This is a genomic window from Streptomyces sp. NK08204, assembly GCF_020400585.1.
Lineage (GTDB): Bacteria > Actinomycetota > Actinomycetes > Streptomycetales > Streptomycetaceae > Streptomyces.
This window is the reverse complement of record NZ_JAINVF010000028.1, coordinates 1-23,601: the sequence shown is the minus strand read 5'-3', so window position 1 is coordinate 23,601 and position 23,601 is coordinate 1. Positions and strand designations below refer to the sequence as shown.

The 23,601-nt window shown below is 72.8% G+C and carries 13 protein-coding genes and 1 pseudogene; 9 read left to right on the top strand and 5 right to left on the bottom strand.

Annotated elements, in window-relative coordinates; all coding sequences use genetic code 11:
• The first annotated feature begins 168 nt into the window (after positions 1-168).
• Positions 169-2,910, top strand: a complete 2,742-nt coding sequence (locus K7G59_RS29495; RefSeq protein ID WP_225839665.1) for a LuxR family transcriptional regulator — start codon at positions 169-171, stop codon at positions 2,908-2,910.
• A 19-nt stretch (positions 2,911-2,929) separates the two neighbouring features.
• On the opposite strand, the gene K7G59_RS29490 is transcribed toward K7G59_RS29495, so the two are convergent.
• A complete protein-coding gene (locus K7G59_RS29490) occupies positions 2,930-3,727 on the bottom strand; it encodes an alpha/beta hydrolase (RefSeq protein ID WP_225839548.1) in 798 nt (265 codons plus the stop codon).
• A gap of 438 nt (positions 3,728-4,165) precedes the next feature.
• Between K7G59_RS29490 and K7G59_RS29485 the strand changes: the two genes are divergently transcribed.
• The 3 genes from K7G59_RS29485 (at position 4,166) to K7G59_RS29475 (ending at position 6,566) form a co-directional block, all read left to right on the top strand.
• Complete coding sequence (locus tag K7G59_RS29485) at positions 4,166-4,597, top strand: organic hydroperoxide resistance protein (RefSeq protein ID WP_225839546.1); 432 nt, start codon at positions 4,166-4,168, stop codon at positions 4,595-4,597.
• Between the two features lie 88 nt (positions 4,598-4,685).
• Positions 4,686-4,877 (top strand): hypothetical protein, encoded by a 192-nt coding sequence (locus K7G59_RS29480; protein ID WP_225839545.1) that lies wholly within the window; start codon positions 4,686-4,688, stop codon positions 4,875-4,877.
• A gap of 213 nt (positions 4,878-5,090) precedes the next feature.
• A complete protein-coding gene (locus K7G59_RS29475; RefSeq protein WP_225839544.1) occupies positions 5,091-6,566 on the top strand; it encodes an FG-GAP and VCBS repeat-containing protein in 1,476 nt (491 codons plus the stop codon).
• A 197-nt stretch (positions 6,567-6,763) separates the two neighbouring features.
• Here K7G59_RS29475 and K7G59_RS29470 read toward each other — a convergent pair whose 3' ends face one another.
• Positions 6,764-8,017, bottom strand: coding sequence for a cytochrome P450 (locus K7G59_RS29470; RefSeq protein WP_225839543.1), 1,254 nt, complete (start codon positions 8,015-8,017; stop codon positions 6,764-6,766).
• 295 nt (positions 8,018-8,312) lie between these two features.
• Here K7G59_RS29470 and K7G59_RS35120 point away from each other — a divergent pair, with 295 nt between their 5' ends.
• From K7G59_RS35120 to K7G59_RS29450, 4 genes and pseudogenes are all read left to right on the top strand, one after another.
• Positions 8,313-8,669, top strand: coding sequence for an integrase core domain-containing protein (locus K7G59_RS35120; RefSeq protein WP_225839542.1), 357 nt, complete (start codon positions 8,313-8,315; stop codon positions 8,667-8,669).
• 197 nt (positions 8,670-8,866) lie between these two features.
• Positions 8,867-9,628 (top strand): thioesterase II family protein, encoded by a 762-nt coding sequence (locus K7G59_RS29460; protein ID WP_225839541.1) that lies wholly within the window; start codon positions 8,867-8,869, stop codon positions 9,626-9,628.
• A gap of 235 nt (positions 9,629-9,863) precedes the next feature.
• Positions 9,864-12,638 carry a LuxR family transcriptional regulator gene (locus K7G59_RS29455; RefSeq protein ID WP_225839540.1) on the top strand — a complete coding sequence of 925 codons (2,775 nt, stop codon included), beginning with the start codon at positions 9,864-9,866 and terminating at the stop codon, positions 12,636-12,638.
• Between the two features lie 26 nt (positions 12,639-12,664).
• Positions 12,665-13,188, top strand: a pseudogene (locus K7G59_RS29450) (alcohol dehydrogenase catalytic domain-containing protein); the annotation flags it as partial.
• 27 nt (positions 13,189-13,215) lie between these two features.
• Here K7G59_RS29450 and K7G59_RS29445 read toward each other — a convergent pair.
• The 3 genes from K7G59_RS29445 to K7G59_RS29435 form a co-directional block, all read right to left on the bottom strand.
• A complete protein-coding gene (locus tag K7G59_RS29445; protein ID WP_225839672.1) occupies positions 13,216-13,461 on the bottom strand; it encodes a hypothetical protein in 246 nt (81 codons plus the stop codon).
• Between the two features lie 191 nt (positions 13,462-13,652).
• Positions 13,653-14,108, bottom strand: a complete 456-nt coding sequence (locus tag K7G59_RS29440) for a nuclear transport factor 2 family protein (protein ID WP_225839539.1) — start codon at positions 14,106-14,108, stop codon at positions 13,653-13,655.
• A 91-nt stretch (positions 14,109-14,199) separates the two neighbouring features.
• Entirely contained in the window at positions 14,200-15,390 is a 1,191-nt protein-coding gene (locus tag K7G59_RS29435; protein ID WP_225839538.1) for a cytochrome P450, read from the bottom strand.
• A gap of 411 nt (positions 15,391-15,801) precedes the next feature.
• Here K7G59_RS29435 and K7G59_RS29430 point away from each other — a divergent pair.
• The coding region (locus tag K7G59_RS29430; protein ID WP_225839537.1) for a type I polyketide synthase at positions 15,802-23,601 on the top strand (7,800 nt) is incomplete at its 3' end.

Below are 23,601 nucleotides of genomic sequence, written 5' to 3'. Positions count from 1 at the left end.
ACAGGTTCCTGCGCGGCCTCGGCGCGGCCTGACACTGCCTCAGCATGCGATCACCAGGTGACGGCGCCCCGGGCGGACATCTACTCTCGGGATCACGCCACCCGGCCGAGGCCGTCGGTTCCGCGGTGAAGCAATGCAGGGGGGACGGTGGAGTTGAGCACTCGCGTCATGGTCGGTCGTGAGAGCGAGCAGGAGGTGCTGTCATCGTTCGTGGCGGCCTCGGAGGGGCAGGCCCTCGTCCTGCGCGGGGAGCCGGGCGTGGGCAAGAGCACGCTGCTGGACCACGTCGCGGGCCTCGCGGCACAGCGGCACCGGGTGATCAGAGCGGCCGGCGTCGAGGCCGAGTCGGGGCTGCCCTTCGCCGGTCTGCACCAGTTCCTGTACCCGCTGTTCTCCGTCATCGACCAGCTGGACGATGTTCACCGCAAGGTCTTCGACGTCGTCTTCGGCAGGAGCGTGGGAACTCCTCCCTCGGTCATGACGCTGGGTATCGCCGTCCTCGACCTCCTCTCGCTCGCGGCCTCGCAGCAGCCCGTCCTGCTGGTCCTCGACGACGGCCAGTGGCTGGACGCCTCCAGCACCGAGGTGTTCGGGTTCGTGGGACGCCGGCTCACCGGCAGTTCGACCAAGCTCCTCATCGGGCTGCGCTCGGACGTGAGGTCGGGCTTCGACACCGCCGCGCTGCCCGGACTGGCGGTGAACACCCTCTCGGAGGAGGCCTCCGAGCAGCTCCTGGACCTGCGTCATCCCGGCCTCGACCGCCGGATCCGGCGTCTCGTCCTGGACGAGGCGCGGGGCAACCCACTGGCGCTGCTGGAACTTCCGCCCCAGGTGCGCGCCGGGCGGGCGGGGCGCACCGCGGAGGAGCTGTTCGGGTACACCGGCGTCCCGCTGCCCCTGCGCGTCCAGCACGTGTACGGGGCGCGCATCGAGGCGCTCGGTGACGCCGTGCGCGCCGAGCTGCTGCGCGGCGCCCTGGACGGCGTAGGAGCCGGCACGGCGGCCGGTCGCCCGCAAGGCTCGCGTTACCGCATGAGAGACGTCGACGAGGCCGCGGCCTGCGGCCTGTTGGACATCGATCCGCTCAGCGGCGACTTCGTCTTCCGGCACCCCCTGGTGCGGTCGACCGTCGTCCAGGTGGCGACCCCCAACGAGCGGCGCGCGGCCCACGCTGCGCTCGCCCGGGTGCATCAGGACGATGTCGAGCGGCGTGCCACGCATCTGGCGGCGGCGACGGTCGACCCGGACGCGGAGGTGGCGGCGGCGCTGGAGGCGGCGGCCGAGTCCGCGACCCGGCGCGGCGGCGCCGTGACCGCCGTGGCCTGGTTGACCCGCGCCGCGGAACTGAGCGAGAGCCGCGAGGAGCGGTCCAGGCTGCTGGGCGACGCGGCGTTCATCGCCGGGCACACCGGACAGCTGGAGCAGGCTCAGGAGTTGGCCCGTTCCGGAACCGCGTCCAAAACCGCCGAGTCCCCGGCCTCGGTGGTCACGTCGGCCTATGTCGCGCTGTACGAGGACGGGGACGTCCGCTCCTCGCAGCGCCAGGTCTTCGCGGCGATCGATAGCCTGCGCGAGGGCGGCGTACGCGAGCGGGGCGAGGTGCTGGCCCGGCTGGTCAATCTGCTGCTGGCCATCAGTCAGTACGCGGGCGACGAAGCCCTGTGGCAGCGCACGCATGAGCTGCTCGGGTCCCTGGGCGACCTGGTGCCCGCCGACTCCCGTATCTACGAGGACACGTGGAGCGACGTGGTGCGTCGCGGCGCCGGTGCCCAGGAGCGGCTGGAGCGTGCCTTCACCGGGCTGCGCGAGCTCGAACCGTGGGACGTCACCAGGCTGTCCGTCGCCGCCTACCACGTGGACACGCTCAGCCAGTTCCGGCCGCTCCTGCAGCGCACCGTGGACCGCGAGGTGGAGACGGGTGCCCTGTCGACCGGCATGACGATGCTGCACCTGATCATGCTCGACCAGATCGCGGTCGGTGAGTGGGTCGAGGCTCGGCAGACCGGGCAGCGCTGCCTGGACCTGGCGACGTCGCATCGGCATGCCCTGTTCGCCCATCACACGCGTGCGTATCTGGGTCTGCTGGCCGCGCTGCGCGGTGAGCTCGAGCAGGCCCGCGAGCTGCAGGCCGCGGTGGACGCCTGGGCGCGTCCGCGCGGGGTGGGCTTCCTCACGCAGATCGCCGACGCCATCGGCACCACCGCCGCGCTCGGCGAAGGCGACTACGAAGCGGCCTATCTGCACGCCATCGGCATCACACTCCCCGGAACCTTCGAGCCCTGTGCCCACCAGGCGTCGCGCACCCTGCTCGACCTCGTCGAGGCGGCCCTGCACACCGGCCGCTCCGAAGAGGCCCGCCGTCACGCACTCGCCGCCGAAGAGGCCGGCCTTCCGGCCGTCTCCCCCCGGCTGGCCCTGCTGACGTACGGCGCCCTGGCGATGACCGCCACCGACGCCGCGCAGGCCGACGTCCTGTACGAGCGCGCGGAAACGCAGCCCGTCGCCGACCGCTTCCCCTTCGAACTCGCCCGCATCCGCCTTGCCCACGGCGTCCGCCTGCGCCACAGCCGGGGCAGGAAGGAGGCCCGGCCGTTGCTGGCCGCGGCGGCGGAGACCTTCGAACGGCTCGGCGCCCCCGCCTGGACCGAGCGGGCTCGGGCCGAACTGCGGGCGTCCGGGCCGGCCGCACCCCCACGTTCGGCCCCTCTTGCGGCGCTGACCTGGCAGGAGCGCCGGATCGCGGACCTCGCGGCGGGCGGTCTGACCAACAAGGAGATCGGCGAGCGGATGCACCTGTCGCCGCGCACGGTCAGCTCCCATCTCTACCGGGTGTTCCCCAAGCTGGGCATCACCTCCCGCGCCGCCCTGCGCGACGCCCTGGGCAGGATCTCCGGCGACCAGGCCGTGTGACCGGGTCGCGCGGCGGCGTTCAGCGGCCGGCGGGCAGCGCATGGATGCCGCGTTCGTCCAGCCAGCCGAGAACGTAGTCGGCGACGGATCGCCAACCGCCGTCGAGGACCAGCGAGTGGCCGCGGTCCGCGAACTGCTTCAGGTCGGTCACGGCCGTGGAGTCGCCGTACTGCTTGTACACCGCGCGGGTCACCGAGTCGGGCACCAGCCGGTCCTCCTGCCCGGAGATCAGCAGGAGCGGGCCCCGGCCCGCGTTGCCGGTGTCCGCCACGGCGCGCGGGCTGGGCAGCGTGCCCGTGCACCCGAGGTCGGCGAGCAGCCGCCGTGGTGTGGGCGTCGCGTAGCGCTCGAAGAGCCGGTCGGACTCTTGTGCTTCGACGGTGTTCGCGAGGACGTGGTGGAACTGCCGCGGTGTCAGGGACACCAGCGGTTCCGATGCCTCCGTGGGTGTCCACAGCCGGGCCGTGGAGGCGGGCAGCGCAACGCCGTTGACCGGGGCCGGCGCGATGGCCACCGCGGCCCGGCCGACGTTGGCGCCGATGAGATGCTGCGCGACGAGCCCACCGACCGAGTGGCCGACGATCACGGGGGAGATGTCGAACGACCGGGCGATCCCGGCGTAGTGGTCCGTCAGCGCGTCCAGTCCGACGCCGCCGAGCGCCTCCAGGGACGTACGCGCGTCGGCGGTGCGGGGTTCACCCGGCCAGCCGGGTGCGAAGGTGACGAACCCGCGGCTGGCGAAGCGTTCCGCCCATGACTCCCAGGACAGCGCGTGCAGCCACGCGCCATGGATGAAGACGACGGGAGTACGGTTCACGGCTGGTCCCTCCGAGCATGCCGACCGACCGCGCACCTACGCGGGCGACCGTCCCAGGATCGTTCCGTCACCGGTCAAAGGCGACAGTCGAATGACTTAAGTCGCCGTTCCGCGCCGGGCGTTGTCGCGGATGAAGCCGGACGGTCAAGAGACGGATGTACGGGAATCCGACGCGCGCGAGCGTGCGTCGGCTCGGCCTGACTGTCGTTGCGAACCGGTGCCGGACGTCGAGCGCGTGCCGGACATCTCCGCCCGCGATCCGATGACGCGGCAGACGAGGGAGCCGCTAGGGGACCGCGAAGAATCGACACGTCACCCACTTGACCGGTGACGCATTTACTTGCCACGATGTCATCACCACCTCAACCGGTGACGCGCGACGGGCGTCCCGGATCTGAGGCCAATTCAAGTCTTCGACCCGGATGGGGAGCACGAGCCATGGCAGTCACCTACACCGCCCACGTCGACGTCGACGGAGAGGGCCGCAACGGCGGTCACGTCCGCTCCTCCGACGGCCTCCTGGAGACCCGGCTCGCCATCCCCAAGGAGTTCGGCGGCGCGGGCGACGCGACCAACCCCGAGCAGCTGCTGGCCGCCGGCTGGGCCGCCTGCTTCCTCGGCGCCCTGCGCCGCGCCGCAGCCATCCGCAAGATCCGGCTCACCAGCACCACCATCACCGCCGAGATCACACTCACCCACGGCGACGACGGAGAGTTCTCCCTCTCCGCGGTCCTCAGCCCCGTCCTCGGCGGCGTGGATCAGGCGACCGCCGAGCAACTGGCGCACGCCGCCCACCAGATCTGCCCGTACTCCAAGGCCACGCGGGACAACATCCCCGTGACGCTCAACGCCTCCGCCACCGCGGCCTGACCCACCCTCAACGCGGGTTCCGCGCCCTCACCCTCCGGCGCGGGACCCGCCCCACGCATTCCGGACGCGAACGGACGAGGACATGCCCGTGACGGCCCGAACCCCCAGCCACCCCACCCACCCGGCCCGGCACATCGGCCACGCGACACCCGGTTCCGCGGTCAGCGGTCCGCTTCCCACCCCCGCTGACCGCGAATGGCCGACGGGCACCCAGGTCTGGAACCGGGCGGAGAGCGCGGTGCTGTTCGGGTACGGTCCGGCAGCTTCGAACTTCCTCTGACGGCACGGGCGGTTCGGCGTTCGGGCGCGCCGAACCGGCGCCGGTCGGCCAGGCCGGCGGTAGGTGCCCAGTCCAGTGCCATGCCGTGTTCCGCGCCTGCGCAGCCCGTTCAAGTGCCGTTCAGCGCACAACCATCAGCCGTTTCCGCATGTCTCACAGGTGAATCACATCCGCGCACGCGTATGGATATCGCTGGCGCTTTGAGGAGGAACCGTGGGCATCCGCCGACCCGCCATATCGACCGCCGTAGCCGCCGCCCTGATCGGGTCGTTCGGCGTGCCGATCGTCGCGGGCACTGCATCTGCGAAGGACGGCGCAGCCACCGTACGCGAGGACTTCGACGGCGACGGCTACCAGGACGTCGCCGTCGCCGCCCCCGGCGCGAAGGTCGGTGGGCACGCCTGGGCCGGCTACATCACGATCAGCTACGGCTCGGCGCACGGCATCGACCCCGCGCGCACCACGGTCGTCACCCAGGACACCCCCGGTGTGCCCGGCGCTTCCGGTGACAACCACGTCTTCGGCTATGCGATGATCTCCCGCGACCTGGATGGCGACGGCCTGACCGACCTGGCCGTGGTATCCCGCGGTTACCGACCGGAGGACAACGTCCAGGGATCGGTGATCGTCCTGTGGGGCCGGAAGACCGGCATCTCCGGCCGGGGCGCCGTCCGTATCAGCGCACCGGCGAACGCCCAGGTCGGCGACGACATCACCGCGGGCGACTTCGATGGCGACGGGCACGCGGACCTGTTCATGGGCAACGGAGAGGACTACGACTACCACGACGTGCTCTACGGCCCCATCGGCCGCGACGGCGTCCCCGCCCGCGAGCAGCAGGTGAAGGTGTACAGCACCGACAACGTCATCAACTCCACCGCCGCGGGGGACTTCAACGGCGACGGCATCGAGGATCTCGCGACCTTCTACGTCTACGAGAACCACGCCGAGGGCGGCAAGCTGTGGCTCGGCACCAAGACCGGCCTGTCCACCGTCCCGCAGCGGCTCACCTCCGCGGCCGGCACCGCCGTCGCCGACTTCGACCGGGACGGCTACGCCGACCTCGCCACCCGGATCTTCCCGAACGGCGACACCGAGGGCACCGAGGAGGACCCGGGCACCGTCAAGATCTACTACGGTTCGCCGTCCGGCCCCAGCCAGACCCGTACGCAGACGGTCACGCAGAACACGGCGGGCGTGCCCGGGACGAACGAGAAGGGCGACCAGTTCGGCGGGCGGCTGAACACGGGCGACGTGAACGGTGACGGATATCCCGACCTGGCCGTCGGCGTCCCCGGCGAGGCGATCGGCTCGAAGGCGAAAGCGGGCGCCGTGGTGCTGCTCAAGGGCGGCAGGGGCGGGCTCACCGGCCAAGGCGCGCAGGCCGTCCACCAGGACACGACGGGAGTGCCGGGTGTCGCGGAGTCCGGCGACGTGTTCGGCGGGTCAGTGCGACTGCTCGATGTGACGGGTGACGGCAAGGCCGACCTGGTCGTGGGTGCGCCGGGCGAGAACCTGGGCAGCGTCGTGAACGGTGGCGCGGTGTGGCTGCTGCGCGGCGCTGCCTCGGGCGTGACGGCCTGGAAGTCGGTCGCGGAGAACCCGACAGACATCGGGGCACCGGCGGCGAAGGCGTTGTTCGGTCAGAACCTGAGCGGCGACAACGGCCCCGGAGTGGTGATCCCCTAGAGCCCGCGACGCGATCACGAGCGGGCCCGCGACAGCGGCGCCCCGGGGGCGTGCCCCCGCCGCGCCGTCGCCGCGGACACACCCCGCTCGTGAAGCAGCCGGCCGTGGACGGGATTCCCGTCACGGTCACGTTTCGGGTCCTCGAGCTCGCCAGGCAGCCCTGCTACCGCCGGCTCGGTCGCCCGGTGGTGTCCGGATCAAGCCGGAGCGGCCGGGGCCGTGCCGTCGGGGATGCGCCCGGGTGTGAACGTGACGGGCAGGCGCCCGGGGCCGCGCAGACCACTTGGTCTCCACTGCAGCTCGTCCGGTGGCACGGCCAAGGTGAGACCGGGAAGGCGGCGCAGGGCAGTCCCGATGGCGACCTGCCCCTCCAGTCGGGCCAGTGGGGCGCCCAGGCAGTAGTGGATTCCGTGCCCGAACGCGAGGTGGGCGTTGTCCCGACGGGTGATGTCCAGACGATCGGGGTCCGGGAACCGCGCCGGATCCCGGTCGGCGATGGCGGAGGCCACCAGCACGGTGGCGCCGCGCGGGATCCTCACGCCCGCGATCTCGATGTTCTCCCGCGCGAAGCGGGCGATGCCCGGGTTCACCGGTCCGTCGTAGCGCAGGAACTCCTCGATCGCGTCCGGCAGCAGCGTCGGATCGTCCCGCAGCAGCTCGAGCTGGTCGGGATGGGCGAGCAGCGCGGCGATGCCGCCGCTGATCAGGTTGACGGTGGTGACGTATCCGGCCACCAGCAACAGGAAGGCCATGGCGATCAGCTCGTCCTCGTCCAGCCGCTGCTCCTCGTCCCGAGCGTTGATCAAATCGCTGAGCAGGTCGTCTCCAGCGTCGGCTCGTTTGGCTTCCAGAAGCTTGACCAGGTACGCGCGCATCTGCTGCCAGGCACCGTCGACCACGGTCGGGTCCGGGGGCTCGGGTCCCTGGAGGATCATGTCGTCGGTCCACCGCTGGAAGTCGTACCGGTCCCTGGTGGGCACCCCGAGCAGTTCGCTGATCACGGTGACCGGAAGCGGCAGCGCGAAGTCGGCGACGAGATCCGCGCGGCCGGCGTGCGCGATGGCGTCGAGCAGGCCGTCGGTGATGGCCTGGACGCGGGGCCGCAGCTCGGCCACCCGGCGCGCGGTGAACGCCTTCGAGACCAGGCGACGCAGGCGGGTGTGGTCGGGCGGGTCCGCCCGGAGCATGTTGCGCACCAGGGACTCGCGCTCCGTCGCGGGCAGCTGTTGCACGAGACGGGGGTCCGACGCGTCGCGGATATCGCTGCTCAGGCGCGGGTCGCCGAGTGCGGCGAGGCCGTCCTCATAGCGTGTGACCAGCCAGGCCTCCAGGCCGCCGACGATGACCGCGCGCCGCACCGGGCCCTCCTCGTACAGCTGTCGGTAGAACGGGAACGGGTTTGCCACGAAGGCCGGATCGCCATAGGGAAGGAGGAGCGGCTGCTTGCTCATCGTCGTCTCCCGAAGTACGTCGAAGTGCTGCACAGAACGTCTGGGCTCGCCACAGACTAATTCGCGGATTCAGCAAACTTTGAGTACATATATCCCAATATAGTGACTCGGTGATGTACGCCGAACGGAGGGCAGATGGGCCTGGAAGGCGTGATCCGCGGGCAGCGGCGCCGCCCCACGACGCCGGAGCCGTCGGCACCCGGGTCGCCGAACCTGGTCGACCGCGACGTCACGGCCTCGCGCCCGGACCAGTTGTGGCGGGCGGACTTTCGCTGGACGCCCTGGAGATGGCCGCGTGGAGACGCAGGACCAAGGAAGGGGAAGGGCTCCGGCCTCATCCGCCACAGCGGCCGCGGCGCGCCATGAGTATCGCCATACCGACCGACTCGCCGAGATCGGCGCCGCCGCGTCGGTCGGCTCGGTCGCGGACAGCTACGACAACGCCATGGCCGAGGCGCTCAACGGCCCGTTCAAGGCCGAGCTGATCGAGACGCGAGGACCGTGGCGGGATATCAGCCAGGTCGAGCGGGCGATCTTCCCGCGGGCCACCTGGTACAACGAGGAACGGCTCCACTCCGTCCTCGACGACGCGCCGCCCGCCGAGTGCGAACGCGACCGGCGGCGAACACAAAGCCACTCGCGGTCCGCTTGAGCAGGATCACCGGACTCCATGAAACCGGGGCAGCTCAGGGCGTCATTCACCCCTGTTCCCGGGCGTCGGGCACCCTTGTGCATAGGGGTGGTGGCCGCCCGGGTAGGGGTTACTGGCTAGTGCGGGGCCGAACTACTTTCGAGAGGGCCTGTGTGGCGCTCCCGGAGTAAATTGGGCGGATTTGGATCGAATTGGAGATGTGTGTGGACCGCGATGCCTGGTTCAGCCGCTATCACCCTGCTCCGCCGGGAAGCGAACCCCGCAGACTTGTCTGCTTTCCGCACGCCGGAGGCTCGGCCAGTTTCTACCTCCCGGTTTCCCGCGCACTGCACCCGGATGTCGAAGTCCTCGCCGTGCAGTATCCGGGCCGGCAGGAGCGCAGGACCGAGCAGCCGGTACGGGACCTGCATGATCTCGCCGACCGGGCGGCCGAGGCGCTGGCCCCCATGGTCGACCGGCGGACGGCGTTCTTCGGCCACAGCATGGGAGCGGTGGTCGCCTATGAGGTGGCTCTGCGGCTGAAGCGGAACCACGGGGTGGAACCGTCCCGGCTCTTCGTCTCCGGGCGCCGGGCGCCGTCCGTACACCGCCCGCTGCCCGATCCGGTCCATCTGAGGGACGACTCGGGCGTCGTCGCCGAGTTGCGGCGGCTGGCCGGGACCCACGCCGACCTCCTGGCCGACGACGAGGTCGTACGGATGATCCTGCCCGCCGTACGCGGCGACTACCGGGCCATCGAGACCTACGCGCCGCGCCCGGCGGTGCCGCTGGGCTGCCCGGTCACGGCGCTCGTCGGGGACCGCGACCCGCAGGTCGAGGTTCCCGAAGCGGAAGCATGGGCCGGGCACACCACCGGCCCGTTCGACGTCCAGGTGTTCCCCGGCGGCCACTTCTACCTGGTGGCCGAGGGACCGGCCGTGATCGCCGCGGTCCGCGACCGGCTCGGCGTGCGGGTGTGACGGCGGCGCCGGCCGCCGCTGATTTCTCCCGCCTTCTTGACAGGCCGGGTTGCCCGGTCTCGGGGAAGCCGCGATAGAGTCGAACGATCTTTCGGGGCCTGTGGAAGTCGGATATTGGGAGTATGTCAGGAGCATCTATGCCACGGGCCGCGAGCCCAGCGGGCACCTTGTCGCGTGCCCGGTTCTTATTGGGTAAGAGTGCGAATTGAATGGTTTGAACGGGGGCTGTTCACTCGTGGAATTTATTCAGCGTGAAGCACAGTTAGACTTTCTGCGAACCGCTATGAGGGAAGCCGCTTCGGGGAGCGGGGGAACGGTTCTGGTCGAAGGCGGAATCGCCTGCGGGAAGAGCCAGATCCTGGAATGGGTGATCGACGAGGCGACCCGCGCCGGGGTGACCCTGTTGAGCGCGGCCGGGTCGCCGGCCGAGGACGGCACGCCCCTGGGCGTCGTCGCCCAGTTGCTGGACGGCGCGCCGCCGCTGACCGGTCTGCCGTCCGCGGTGGAAGGCGCCGCCGACCAGCGGCCCGGCCGGTTCGCCCGGCACCTCGCCGCGGCCGTAAGGGACATGGCCGAGCAGGCGCCGGTCGTCATAGGTGTGGACGACCTGCAGCACGCGGACGCCGAGTCGCTGCACTGCCTGCTCCAGCTGGCGAGGCTGACCCGGCGCAGCCGGGTCCTGATGGTGCTCACCCAGCCGCTGTACGGCGGGCCGCGGGATCCCCAGTTCGCCGTCGAGCTGCTGCGCCAGCCCGCGGTGCACCGGCTGCGGCTGCCGCCCCTCGACCCGGCCGGCGTCGCCGAAGTCCTCGCCGGGCACAGCGACATGCCCGCCGGCGCCGTGGACGCCGCCGAGCTGCACCAGCTGACCGGCGGCAACCCGCTGCTGCTGCGGGCGCTCATCGAGGACTGCCGGCGCTCGCAGACCTACTGGTCCTCGGGCGTCGCCCGGCTGGCGGCAGGCGAGCTGTTCGGGCAGGCGCTGCTGACCTGCCTGCGCCGCGGCGGCGAGGGCACCTGGGAGGTGGCCGCCGCCCTCGCGGTGCTGGGCGAGGCGGCCGACACGGAGTCCCTCGGCCGGGTCGTCGAGGCCACCTCCTGGAGCGTCGACGAGGCGCTGCAGGCGCTGGAGTCAGCCGGCATTGTCGTCGGCGCGCGGTTCCGTGACCCGGTGGCCCAGTCGGTGGTGCTCGACAGCCTCGACGCGGCCGAGCGCGGCCGGCTGCACCGGCACGTGGCCTGGCTGCTGAAGGACCAGGGCGCACGCCCGTCGGACGTGGCCGCGCACCTGCTCGCGGGGGGCGAGGTGCCCGGCCCGTGGGGGGCGGCCGTGCTGCGCGAGGCCGCAGAGGCCGCGCTGCACGAGGACGACGCCCAGCTCGCCATCGACTACCTGGAGCTGGCCTGCGCCGGCTGCGACGACGAGCGGGCGCGGATGGACATCCGGTTGCGGTTGGCCGCCGTGCTGTGGCGGGTCAACCCCGCCACGGCCGAGGGCCGGCACCTTACGGACCTGGTCGCCGCCGCGACCCGCACCCGGCTCCCGGCGCACACCGCGGGCCAGCTGGCCAACCTGCTGATCGCCCACGGCCGGGTGGAGGAGGCCCGCGAGATCATCGGCGGCCTCAGGGCGAGGGCGTCCTCGGGCCAGTGGGCCGCCGCGCAGGCGGCCCTGGACCTGGTGGCCCCGCTGTCGGGGCGGTGGTACGCCGAAGGCGGCGACGAGGGGCCGCTGGACCACCCGGCGCCCGGCGACGTGGCGGCCCCGGCGGCGCCCGACGCACTGCCGCGCTTCCCCGTCCTGGCGCCCGACAGCGGCGGCGAGGCATCGGCCGAGCGCTTCCTGCGGGTGTGCCCGCTGATCGACGCGACACTGACGCCGATCGTCAACGCGGTGGTGTCGCTGTACTACGGCGACCGGCTCGAAGCGGCCGAGGACGCCTGCCGGAAGTTCCTGGAGGAGGCCGACCGGCGGCGCGCACCGGGCTGGCGGGCGGTGTTCGCCGCCCTGCGGGCCGACATCGCGCTGCGCGGCGGCCGGCTGGAGGCCGCCGCGCAGCACGCGCAGGAGTCGCTGCGCGGCGTTTCCGAGTACAACGGGAGCTTCTTCCTCGGCGGCCCGCTGGCGGTGCTGGTCCTCACCCACACCGCGGCGGGCGACTACACCGCCGCGGCGCGGCGGCTCAACCAGCCCGTGCCCGACGCCCTCCTCAAGAGCGTCTACGGGCTGGGATACCTGCGCGCCCGTGGCCACTTCCACCTGGCCACCGACCAACCCGAGGCCGCGCTCGCCGACTTCACGACCGCCGGCCGGCTCGCCGTCCGTTGGGGCGTGGACCGGCCGGTGCTGCTGCCCTGGCGTACCGACGCCGCCCAGGCCCTCTACCAGCTCGACCGGGTCGACCAGGCCGAGCGGTTGATCATCGACCAGATGCGGATGCCGGACGCGGTGTATCCGCGGGTGCGCGGGGTCACGCTGCGGCTGCGGGCGCAGACCGTCGACCTCAAGCTGCGGCCGTCGCTGCTGGCCCGTGCGGTGGAGGACCTGCACCGGTCGGGCGACCGGCTGGAACTGGCGCGTACCGTCGGCGTGCTGGGCGAGACGTACCGGGAACTGGGCGAGACCACCCGGTCGATCGCGGTCACCCGCCGGGCCCTGCACCTGGCCCGCGAGTGCGGCGCCGAGCCGCTGTGCGCGGAGTCCGGGCAGCGGCTGCGCGAGGGCGAACGCAAGCGGGTACAGGGCCTCGGCCCGGCGGGAGGCGCTCCCGCGAAGCCCGTGGCGGGCGACGTTTTGGGTGCGGAGGCCGAGGCCAAGCTCAGCGACTCCGAGAAACGGGTCGCGGCCCTGGCGGCCTGCGGATACACCAACCGGGAGATCTCGGCGAAGCTGTTCGTGACGATCAGCACCGTCGAGCAGCACCTGACCCGGGTCTACCGCAAGCTCAACATCGCCAGGCGGCACCAACTCCCGCTGGAAGTGCACCTGCCGGCCAACGAGATCGCCTGACCGCCGTCAGCGCAGGAGGACCGCTCATGCAGCAGATCGTCGACGCCGTGCCCGCGGGAGCGGGAGCCGAGGACTTCCTCACGCTTCCGGTGCCGGAGAGCCATCGCGGCGCGGCCGTGCTCCGCGCGGAGCCCCCGGGCCCGGCGAGGCGCTGATCGCCGTGATGTCCGGATGGGTCAACCACACCACGGTGGGGAGCGCAATCTTCGAACCGCTGCCGACGTTCACGTTTCTGCACCGGTACGCGCGCAGCAGCCCCGGTGCGGCCCGCCACGCGCAGCGGTGCCACGTGCTCGGTTCGGACCTGGCCGGCGTGGTGCTGCGCACCGGGCCACGGGTGCGGAACCGGAAGCCGGGGGACAGGTGGTCGCGCACTGCCTGAGCGTGGATCCGGAGTCCGCGGACGGGTACGACGACACGCTGGTGAACCCCACCGCCCACCGCCGGTTGGTGTCGCGCAACGCGCCGCGCTCGAGCAGGCGACGTGGTGCCGGTCTGGGGCGCGGGCGGCGGGCTCGGCTCGGGCGCCGCAGCGCAGCGTCGGGCGGGAAGGCGTGCAGAGCGACCAGCCGCGCCGTCAGGCGCCCGTCCGCGGACCCGACGGCCGGCGGGAACACGGCCGGCGGGAACACGGCCGTCTCGGGTCCGCGAACGCCACGTCCCCGCTGCCGAGTTCCATGATCCGGCGGAGCGCCGCGGCCTTGACGTCCAGGCGTCCGGTCAGCACCTCGCCGACCAGATCGGCGCCGACGGCGTCCGTCGGCCGGAAGGACCGCGCGATGCGGCCGTACGCCTCCGGTTCACTGACGAGCGCGCGGTGCACGGCGCGGCGCCGCAGCTCGCAGCTCTCCTCGTCGCCCCCTCGATCACCACCACGGACCTGTCGTGCCGGGCCAGCAGCGCGGCCGGACGTGAGCCGACCGGCCGGGCCCCGATCACACTGCGGCGCGCGGGAAGGGTCCGCTCACCGCCGAGTCCCCTCCGGCGCGGCTCCTGTCGGTCCGGTGCACCACGTCACTTCCTGTCGATGACGCTGACGTCGGAGCTTCCGTAGAGCGCCATCATCCGGTCGACCAGCCCGACCTCGTTGACGTGGATCGTCATCACCATCTTGACCTGGATCATCTTCTCGGCCGGGTTGTCCGGCGGGGTGGCCGGCAGCAGCCCCGACTCGGCCATCGCCGGTCCGGCCAGCGGCAGGTAGTTGAAGGTCGAGACCATCGGAACCGACGCCCACTGGCCGTCCATGGACGCCACCGGCGCGGCCGCGTCCTCGAACGCGCCGGAGAAGACGGCGGCGGCGGCGCGCTGGCTCAGCGCGTGCAGGCCGTGCTGCTTGCCGTTGCCCACCGGGTCCTCGAACGTGCAGTCCTCGGCGTACAGCTGCAGCAAGTCCTCCACGTTGCCGTCATTGATCATCCGGCAGTGCTCGAGTATGAGCCACTTGGCCCGTTCCTCGTCGGTCATCATGTCTGCTCCGGTGGTCGTGGAAGGCGGTCAGGCGGTCGGGACAGCGGGTACAGCAGGGGGAAGGGAGGGCCGGGCGGAGCCGGCCACCCGGTCACGCGTGGGTGACCGAGACCGGCAGCGACTTCACGCCGAAGAAGTTGCGGTCGTAGAACTCCAGCGGCTCGGCGCGTTCGAGCCGCACGTCGCGGTAGCGGTCGAAGAGGAGGTTGAGGGCCACCTTCCCCTCCAGGCGGGCCAGCGGGGCGCCGATGCAGAAGTGGATGCCCTTGCCGAACGCCAGGTGCGCGTTGGGTGTGCGGGTGATGTCGAACCGGTCCGGCTGGTCGAACTGCCGCTCGTCGCGGTTGGCCGACGCCAGCCACGGGATGACGATCGACCGCTCCGGGATCACCACGCCGCCGATCTCCACGTCCCGGGTGGTGTACCGGCCGGTGATGGTGAACGGCGGCCGGTACCGCATGACTTCCTCGAGCGCGGCGGGGATCAGGGAGCGGTCGGCGCGCAGCGCGGCGGCTGCCTCCGGGTGCTCCTCGAAGCACAGGACCGAGCTGCTCAGCATCATCGTCGTGGTGATGTGGCCGGCGATCAGCAGCAGCCGGGCGAAGTTGACGGCCTCCTCCGACGAGATCGGCTCGCCGTCCACCTCGCTCGTCGCCATCTTGCTGAGCAGGTCGTCGCCCGGACGGGCACGCCGCTCCTCCAGCATGCCGTCGAGGTAGTAGTCCATCTCCTCGATCGCGGTCCGCAGCCGCTCGTAGTTCTCCGGCAGGTCGATGCCGACGATCTTGGCGGCGATGATGCGGTCCGCCCAGTGCCGGAAGATCGGCCGGTCCTCGGCCGGCACGCCCAGCAGCTCGGCGATCACGATCACCGGCAGCGGGTGCGTGAGATGCCGCACCAGGTCGAACCGGTCCATGTCCGCGGTGGCGTCGAGCAGTTCGCGGCCGATCTCGGCGATCCGCGGCTCCAGCGCGGCCACCGTCCGGGGCGTGAACACCCGGCTGATGCCGCGCCGCAGATGGTGGTGCTCGGGCGGGTCGATCTGCGCCAGGTCACCACGGGCGATCTCCGCCGCCTTCGGCGACACCGGGGTGGGGTCGGAGGAGAAGTCGCCCGGGTCCGACAGCACCCGCTGCACGTCCGCGTATCGCAGGACGTGCCAGCTGCCGTTGTCGTCGCGGAACACCGGACGGTCGTCGCGCATGCGACGCAGCCACTCGAACAGCTCCCTGCCGCCATCGGCGGCCGACGGCGGGCTCAGCGACACAACGGAATCGGTCACGCAAGGCTCCCAGCGTATGACGAGGCCATTGGCGTCGGCCTTTTGTTCACGCCGCGAATGAGGCAGTTTTGCCGACTTCGGTTCGCCAGTGGACGGTAACAGCGTGCGGCAGTGGACCGAACCCCGGAATAGGAATAGGGGGTCGGCGCGGGGCTCTAGGGGGGACTCCGAGGGGGCTAGGGGTCGAGGGGCCGAGGACCTCGGTTGACGGGCCTGTTCTGCCCTGATGGGATCGGGAATCGGTCCACGCCCGCCCCTTCCGGAATCACGCGGACGACGGCGCGCGGAGAGCGGTCAACCGAGCGATCGGACGCGCGCTCCGCATTCCGTCCCGGCGGTGAGACATTCGTGTTTCCGTGCGGCCCGCACCACCCCCTGGTCATGGGATTCCAAAGGAGCTCTGACGTACTGGTGGCGTACACAAGTGCCGACAGGAATTCGCTGGACGGACACGGCGGCGACCCTGCCGGACCGGGCGAACCCATCGCCGTCATCGGTGTCTCCTGCCGGCTGCCGGGAGCCGCCGACCCCGCGGCGTTCTGGGACCTGCTGCGGCGCGGCGGCGAGGCCGTGACGGAACTCGCCGGCCCGCGCTGGCCCCTGGACGGCGACCAGGACCCCCGCCCGCAGCGCGGCGGGTTCCTCGACGCGGAGCGCATCGAGGGCTTCGACGCGGAGTTCTTCGGTGTCACGCCCCGCGAGGCCGCCCTCATGGACCCGCAGCAGCGGCTCGCGCTCGAACTGGCCTGGGAGGCCCTGGAGGACGCCGGCATCGCCGCCCTCCACCCCGCGTCCCGGTCAGAGGCCTCCGGAACACGGGAGCAACGGGCAGGCGCCTGCGGGGTGTTCCTCGGCGTCATCGCCGACGACTACGCCACCCTCAGCGCCCGGACCGCCCCGGCCACCGCCCACACCCTCACCGGCCTGCACCGCAGCCTCGTCGCCAACCGCATCTCCTACGCGCTGGGTCTGAGCGGCCCGAGCCTGACCGTCGACGCCGGACAGTCCTCTTCGCTGGTCTCGGTCCACCTCGCCTGCGAGAACCTGCGCTCCGGCGAGTCGGCGGTCGCCCTGGCCGGCGGCGTCAACCTCAACCTCGTCACCGAGACCACCGAGCGGATCACCGCCTTCGGCGCGCTCTCGCCCGACGGGCGCTGCTACACCTTCGACGAGCGCGCCAACGGCTACGTCCGCGGCGAGGGCGGCGCGGTCCTGGTCCTCAAGCGGCTGAGCGACGCGGTCGCCGACGGGGACCCGATCCGCTGCGTGCTGCTCGGCAGCGCCGTCAACAACGACGGCGGCGGCCCCAGCCTCACCACCCCGCACCAGGCCGCGCAGGAGGACCTGCTGCGCCGCGCGTACCGGCAGGCCGGCGTCGCCCCGGCCCAGGTGCAGTACGTCGAACTGCACGGCACCGGCACTCGCGTCGGCGACCCGGTCGAGGCCCGCGCGCTCGGCGCCGTCCTCGGCGCGGACCGCGACCCGGGGACGCCGCTGGCCGTCGGCTCGGTCAAGACCAACATCGGCCACCTGGAAGGCGCCGCGGGCGTGACCGGCCTGCTCAAGCTGGTCCTCAGCATCCAGCACCGGTCGCTGCCGCCGAGCCTCAACTACCGCCGCCCCAACCCCGAGATCCCGCTGGCGGACCTGCGCCTGCGGGTGCACACCGGCAGCGGGGCGACCGCCTGGCCCGACGCCGGCCGGCCGCTGCTGGGCGGCGTCTCGTCGTTCGGCATGGGAGGCACCAACTGCCATGTGGTGGTGGGCGAATGGCCCGCGGCTGCCGTCGGCCTCTCCGTCGCCCCCGCGGCGGCCGACGCGCCCCGTACCGAGCCGGACCCCGCCGCCCCCGAACCGGCGCAAGGACCCCTCGGCGACCTCAGACTCGTGCCCTGGCCGATGTCCGCGCGCTCAGCCGCCGCGTTGCGCGGCCAGGCCGAGCGGCTCCGCAGCGTCGCCGACGCCTGCACCGGCACCGCGGACGACGCGCCCGGCCTGCGGTCGGCCGGCCGCTCCCTCGCCCTCGGCCGGGCGGCGTTCGAGCACCGCGGCGTCGTCCTCGCGGCCGAGCCCGCGGACGCCCACACCGCCCTCGGCATGCTCGCCACCGGCATGCCGACGGCCGGCCTGGTGTCCGGGGTCGTCCGGCCCGGTGCCGGTCGGGTGGTGTTCGTGTTCCCGGGTCAGGGGTCGCAGTGGGCGGGTATGGCGGTGGGGTTGCTGGGTTCGTCGCCGGTGTTCGCGGCGCGGATGGCGGAGTGTGATGCGGCGCTGGCGCCGCATGTCGGGTCGTCGGTGGTCGAGGCGATCCGCACCGGTGCTCTGGACGACGTGGTGGTCGTCCAGGCGGCGTTGTGGGCGGTGATGGTGTCGCTGGCCGCGGTGTGGCGGTCGGTGGGTGTGGAGCCGGGTGCGGTCATCGGTCACAGTCAGGGTGAGATCGCTGCGGCGTGTGTGGCGGGTGCGCTGTCCGTGGAGGATGCGGCGAGGGTCGTGGCGTTGCGGGCGCGGGCGATCCGTGGTTCGTTGTCGGGCCGTGGCGGGATGGTGTCGGTGGCGTTGCCCGCCGGGGCTGTGCGGGAGCGGATCGCGGGCTGGGACGGCCGGATCGGTGTTGCGTCGGTGAACGGGCCGTCGTCCACCGTGGTGTCCGGTGAAGTGGGTCCGCTGGAGGAGTTGCTGGCCGCGTGTGAGGCCGACGGAGTACGGGCGCGGCGGATCGATGTGGATTACGCGTCGCATTCGGTGCAGGTGGACGCGATCCGCGGTGAGGTCGTGGAGGCACTGTCGGGGATCACGCCGATGCGGTCGGAGGTGCCGTTCTATTCGACGGTGACGGGTGGCCGGCTCGAGACGTCTGTTCTGGATGCGGAGTACTGGGTGACCAATCTGCGTCAGGAGGTGCGGTTCGACGAGACGGTCCGGGCTCTGCTGGCTGACGGGTTCGGTTACTTCGTGGAGTGCAGTCCGCATCCGGTGCTGGCGGTCGGCCTGGCTGAGACGTTCGAGGACGCGGGTTCCGACGCGGTCGCGCTCGGTACGCTGCGCCGTGACGAGGGTGGCCAGGAGCGGTTCCTGACGTCGTTGGCCGAGGGCTGGGTTCGGGGCCTGCCGGTGGACTGGAAGGCGGTCTTCGCCGGGACACCCGCCCACCGCGTGGACCTGCCCACCTACGCCTTCCAGCACCAGCGCTACTGGCTGGACACCGCGACCGCCCGGCGGTTCCCCCCGCGGCGGCCCGCCGCCACCGGCACCCCGGACCAGGACCCGGAGCAGAGCCGCGACCTGGACCACGACCTGGGCCAGGGCCAGGGCCAGGACCCCGGCGGCGAACCGGCCGCCTCGCCGTTCGCCGCGGAACTGGCCGCGCTGCGCCCGTCCGAGCAGGACACGGCCCTGCTCCGCTTCGTCCTCGCGCACGCGGCGGCGGTCGCCGGGCAGCCGTCCCCGGACGCGCTCGACCCCGAACAGACCTTCAAGGACCTCGGGTTCGACTCCCATCTGTCGGTGCAGCTGCGCAACCAGATCGCCGAGCAGGCCGCGGTCGCGCTTCCCGCCACCGTCCTCTTCGACCAGCCCACGCCCGCCGCGCTCGCCCGCTTCCTGCGCGGCGCCCTGCTGGACGGGCGGCCCGCCGCCACCGGCACGACCGACCCCTCCGCAGCCCGCCCGGAGAGCGCCGACGACCCCATCGCCATCGTCGCCATGGCCTGCCGGCTGCCCGGTGGCGTCGACTCGCCCGAGGCCCTGTGGGACGTCGTCGCGGAAGGCCGGGACGTCATCGGGGACTTCCCGGACAACCGCGGCTGGGACGTGGAGCGCCTCTACGACCCGCAGGGGCAGCGGTCGGCCACCAGCTACGTCCGGCACGGCGGATTCCTGGACGACGCCGGTGACTTCGACGCCGAACTGTTCGGCGTCTCGCCGCGCGAGGCCCTGGGCATGGACCCGCAGCAGCGGCTCGTCCTCGAGTCGTCCTGGGAGGTGCTGGAACGCGCCGGGATCGATCCGCTGTCGCTGCGCGGCACCCGTACCGGCGTCTTCTTCGGCGCGATGTACCAGGAGTACGGGCCGCAGCTGCAGTACGGCGCGGACGGCGTGGAGGGCCACCGCCTCACCGGCACTCTGACCAGCGTCGCCTCGGGGCGCCTGGCCTACACCCTCGGCCTGGAGGGGCCGGCCGTCACGCTGGACACGGCCTGCTCGTCGTCACTCGTCGCGCTGCACTGGGCGGTGCGGTCGCTGCGCTCGGGCGAATGCGCGATGGCGATCGCCGGCGGCGTCACGATCATGTCCACACCGGGCATGTTCGTCGACTTCAGCCGGCAGCGAGGCCTCGCACCGGACGGGCGCTGCAAGGCGTTCGCCGCAGGGGCGGACGGCACCGCGTGGTCCGAGGGCGTCGGCATGCTGCTCGTCGAGCGGCTCTCCGACGCCCGCCGCAACGGCCACCGCGTGCTCGCCGTCGTCCGCGGCTCCGCCCTCAACCAGGACGGCGCGTCCAACGGGCTTACGGCACCGAACGGCCCCTCGCAGCAGCGCGTCATCCGCGCCGCCCTCGCCAACGCCGGCCTCACCGGCGACGACGTGGACGCCGTCGAGGCGCACGGCACCGGCACGACCCTCGGCGACCCGATCGAAGCGCAGGCGCTGCTCGCCACCTACGGCAAGGGCCGCACCACCGACAGCCCGCTGTGGCTCGGATCGGTCAAGTCCAACCTCGGCCACACCGCGCACACCGCCGGTATGGCAGGCGTGATCAAGATGGTGCTGGCACTCCAGCACGAGAAGCTGCCGCGCACCCTCCACATCGACGCGCCGACCCCCAACGTCGACTGGACAGCCGGCTCCGTCCGCCTGCTGGAACAGCCGGTGGAGTGGAAGCGCGGCGACCGGCCGCGCCGCGCCGCCGTCTCCTCGTTCGGCATCAGCGGGACGAACGCGCACGTCATCCTGGAGGAGGCGGAGCCGGAGGCCGCACCCGCGGTCGAGTCCGCGTCACGGCCCGACGTCACGCCCGGTTCCGTGCCGGACGCATCCGAACTCGGACCCGCATCCACGTCCACGTCCGAGCCCGCGGCCGAGTCAGTGTCGGGGTCCGGGCCCGACACCACGGCCGCGTCCGAGCCCGGCGCTGAGCACGAGCCCGGGGCAGAGCCCGCGCACGTGCAGCCGCTCCCCGTCGTCACCGGCGCCGCCGTGCCGTGGCCGCTGTCCGGGCAGTCGCCGGCCGCCATGCGCGCCCAGGCAGGCCGCCTCGCCGACTGGGCGGCCGGAGCCTGCGGCGACGGGCCCGCGTCCACCCACCGGGGCCGCGTCGCCACCGGCCACGCCCTGGCCACCACCCGCGCCGTGCTCGAACACCGGGCCGTCGTGCTCGGCTCCGACCCCGACGGCACGCGCGGCGCGCTGACCGCGCTCGCCGGAGGCGCGCCCGCCGCGAACGCCGTCGCCGGTGCGGCCGACCTGCGCGGCCGGACCGTCTTCGTCTTCCCCGGCCAGGGCTCGCAGTGGCGCGGCATGGCGGCCGAACTCCTCGACAGCTCAACGGTGTTCGCCCGCCGCTTCGCCGAGTGCGAGAGCGAACTGGCCGACTACGTCGACTGGTCCGCCGCCGAGGTGGTCCGCGACGCGCCCGGCGCACCGTCGCTGGACCGCATCGAAGTCCTCCAGCCGGTGCTGTTCGCCGTCAACGTGTCGCTGGCCGCGATGTGGCGTGCCGCCGGTGTGGAGCCGGGCGCCGTCGTCGGCAGCAGCCAGGGCGAGATCGCGGCGGCCTGCGTCGCCGGCGTCCTCACCCTCGCCGACGCCGTACGCATCGTCGTCCTGCGCAGCGCCCTGTTCGCCGACGAACTCGTCGGTCACGGCGCCGTCGCCTCGGTCGCGCTGACCGCAGCCGCCCTGCAGGAGCGGCTGGCGGCCTGGGACGGCCGCCTCACCGCGGCAGGGCGCAACGGGCCCACCGCGCAGACCGTCGCCGGGGACGAGACCTCGCTGGCCGCGTTCGTCGCCGCCTGCAAGGACGACGGGATCCGGGCCCGCGTCATCGGCTCCACCGTCGCCTCGCACTGCGCCCAGGTCGACCCGCTGCGCGACCGCATCATGGACATGTTCGCGAACGTCACCCCCGCCGTGGGCGAGGTCCCCTTCTACTCGACCGTCACCGGCGGCCTGCTGGACCCGCGGCGGCTCGACGCCGGCTACTGGTTCGACAACGCCCGCCGGCCGGTGGACTTCGAGGCCGCCGTCCGCGCGCTCCTCGACGACGGCTTCCGGTTCTTCGTCGAGAACAGCGCCCACCCCGTGCTCACCCCCGCCATGCAGGAGACGTTCGAGGACGCGGGTTCCGACGCGGTCGCGCTCGGTACGCTGCGCCGTGACGAGGGTGGCCAGGAGCGGTTCCTGACGTCGTTGGCCGAGGGCTGGGTTCGGGGCCTGCCGGTGGACTGGAAGGCGGTCTTCGCCGGGACACCCGCCCACCGCGTGGACCTCCCCACCTACGCCTTCCAGCACCAGCGCTACTGGCTGGAGTCAGGCTCGCTGGGCAGCGCGGACGCCTCCTCGCTCGGGCTCGGCGCCGCCCACCACCCGCTGCTGGGCGCGGCCGTGCAGCTCGCTGACGGAAACGCCCTGCTGCTGACCGGCCGGGTCTCGCTGCGCACCCACCCCTGGCTGGCCGACCACACCGTGCGGGGCACGGTCCTGCTGCCCGGCGCGGCCTTCGTGGAACTGGCGTTGCGGGCCGGCGAGGAGACCGGCGCCGAGCAGGTCGAGGAACTGATCCTCGAGGCACCGCTGATCCTGCACGGCCAGGACGGCGTACAGCTGCAGCTCACCGCCGGCGCACCGGACGCGAACGGTCGCCGCGAGCTGCAGATCCACTCCCGGCCCGACCGCGGCGGCACCGACGCCCACGCCGATGCGGATGGCGGATACGCCGGCCCATGGACCCGGCACGCGGCGGGCGTCCTCACCCCTGAAGCGCCCTCCACCCCCGAACCGCTGGCCGCGTGGCCCCCGGCGGGTGCCCTGCCGGTGCCCGTCGCGGAGTTCTACGAGAGCCTGGACGCCATCGGCTACGGCTACGGTCAGGCCTTCCGCGGCGTCCGCGCCGCCTGGCGGTCCGGCCACGACCTCTACGCCGACGTCGCCCTCGGCGACGAGCAGGCCGACGACGCCGGGTCCTACGGCGTCCATCCCGCCCTGCTGGACGCCGCGTTGCACATCTCGCTGACCCATGTCGACGGGCTACGGCTGCCGTTCGCCTGGCGCGGGCTCGCCCTGCACGCCGTCCACGCCGCCGCGGCACGGGTCCGCGTCACGCCCAGTGGCCCCGACACGGTCGCCCTGACCCTCGCGGACGCCACCGGCGCACCGCTTGCGTCGATCGACTCCCTCACCCTGCTGCCCGTCAGCGAGGAGCAGTTGAGCCGGTCCGGCCGCACGGGCGCGCCCGTCGGCGAGGCACTGTTCCGGCTCGACTGGCAGCCCGCCCCCACCTCGCAGCCCGCGACCCCATGGCTGGCCATCGGCCCCGAGGCGGGCGACGAAGGCGTGACAGGCATCGCGGAACTCCTCGCCCGGATCGACGCCGGCGACGCCGACGCCCCGCAGACCGCCCTCGTCCGCGTCGGCGCTCACGGACTCGATGACGCGAGCGGGACGGCGGCCCGCACCCCGGTCGGCGCCGCACTTCCCGCCCGCGCCCGCGCCACGGCCGCCGAGGTGCTGGACCTGCTCAGGAACTGGCTCGCCGACGAGCGGCTGAGCGCCTCACGTCTGGCCGTCGTCACCACCAGGGCGGTGGCGACCGGGCCGGACGACGACGTCGCCGACCTACTCCACGCACCCGTGTGGGGCCTGCTGCGTACGGCCCAGTCCGAGGCACCCGACCGGTTCGTCCTGATCGACACCGACGACACCGCGGCGTCCCGGGACGCGCTGGCCGCCGCCGTCGCCACCGCCGTCGCGCAGGACGAGACGCAGGTCGCGCTGCGGGCGGGCGAGTTGCGGCTGCCCCGGCTGGTCCGGGCCACGCCGGGTGCCACCACCGGCGCGACCGGCGCCCCGGGCACCGTCGGCTCGCCAGACATGGTCGACCCGCACGGGACCGTGCTCCTGACCGGCGGCACCGGCACCCTCGGCTCCCTCCTGGCCGAGCACCTGGTGACCGCACACGGGGTGCGGCACCTGATCCTGACCAGCCGCCGT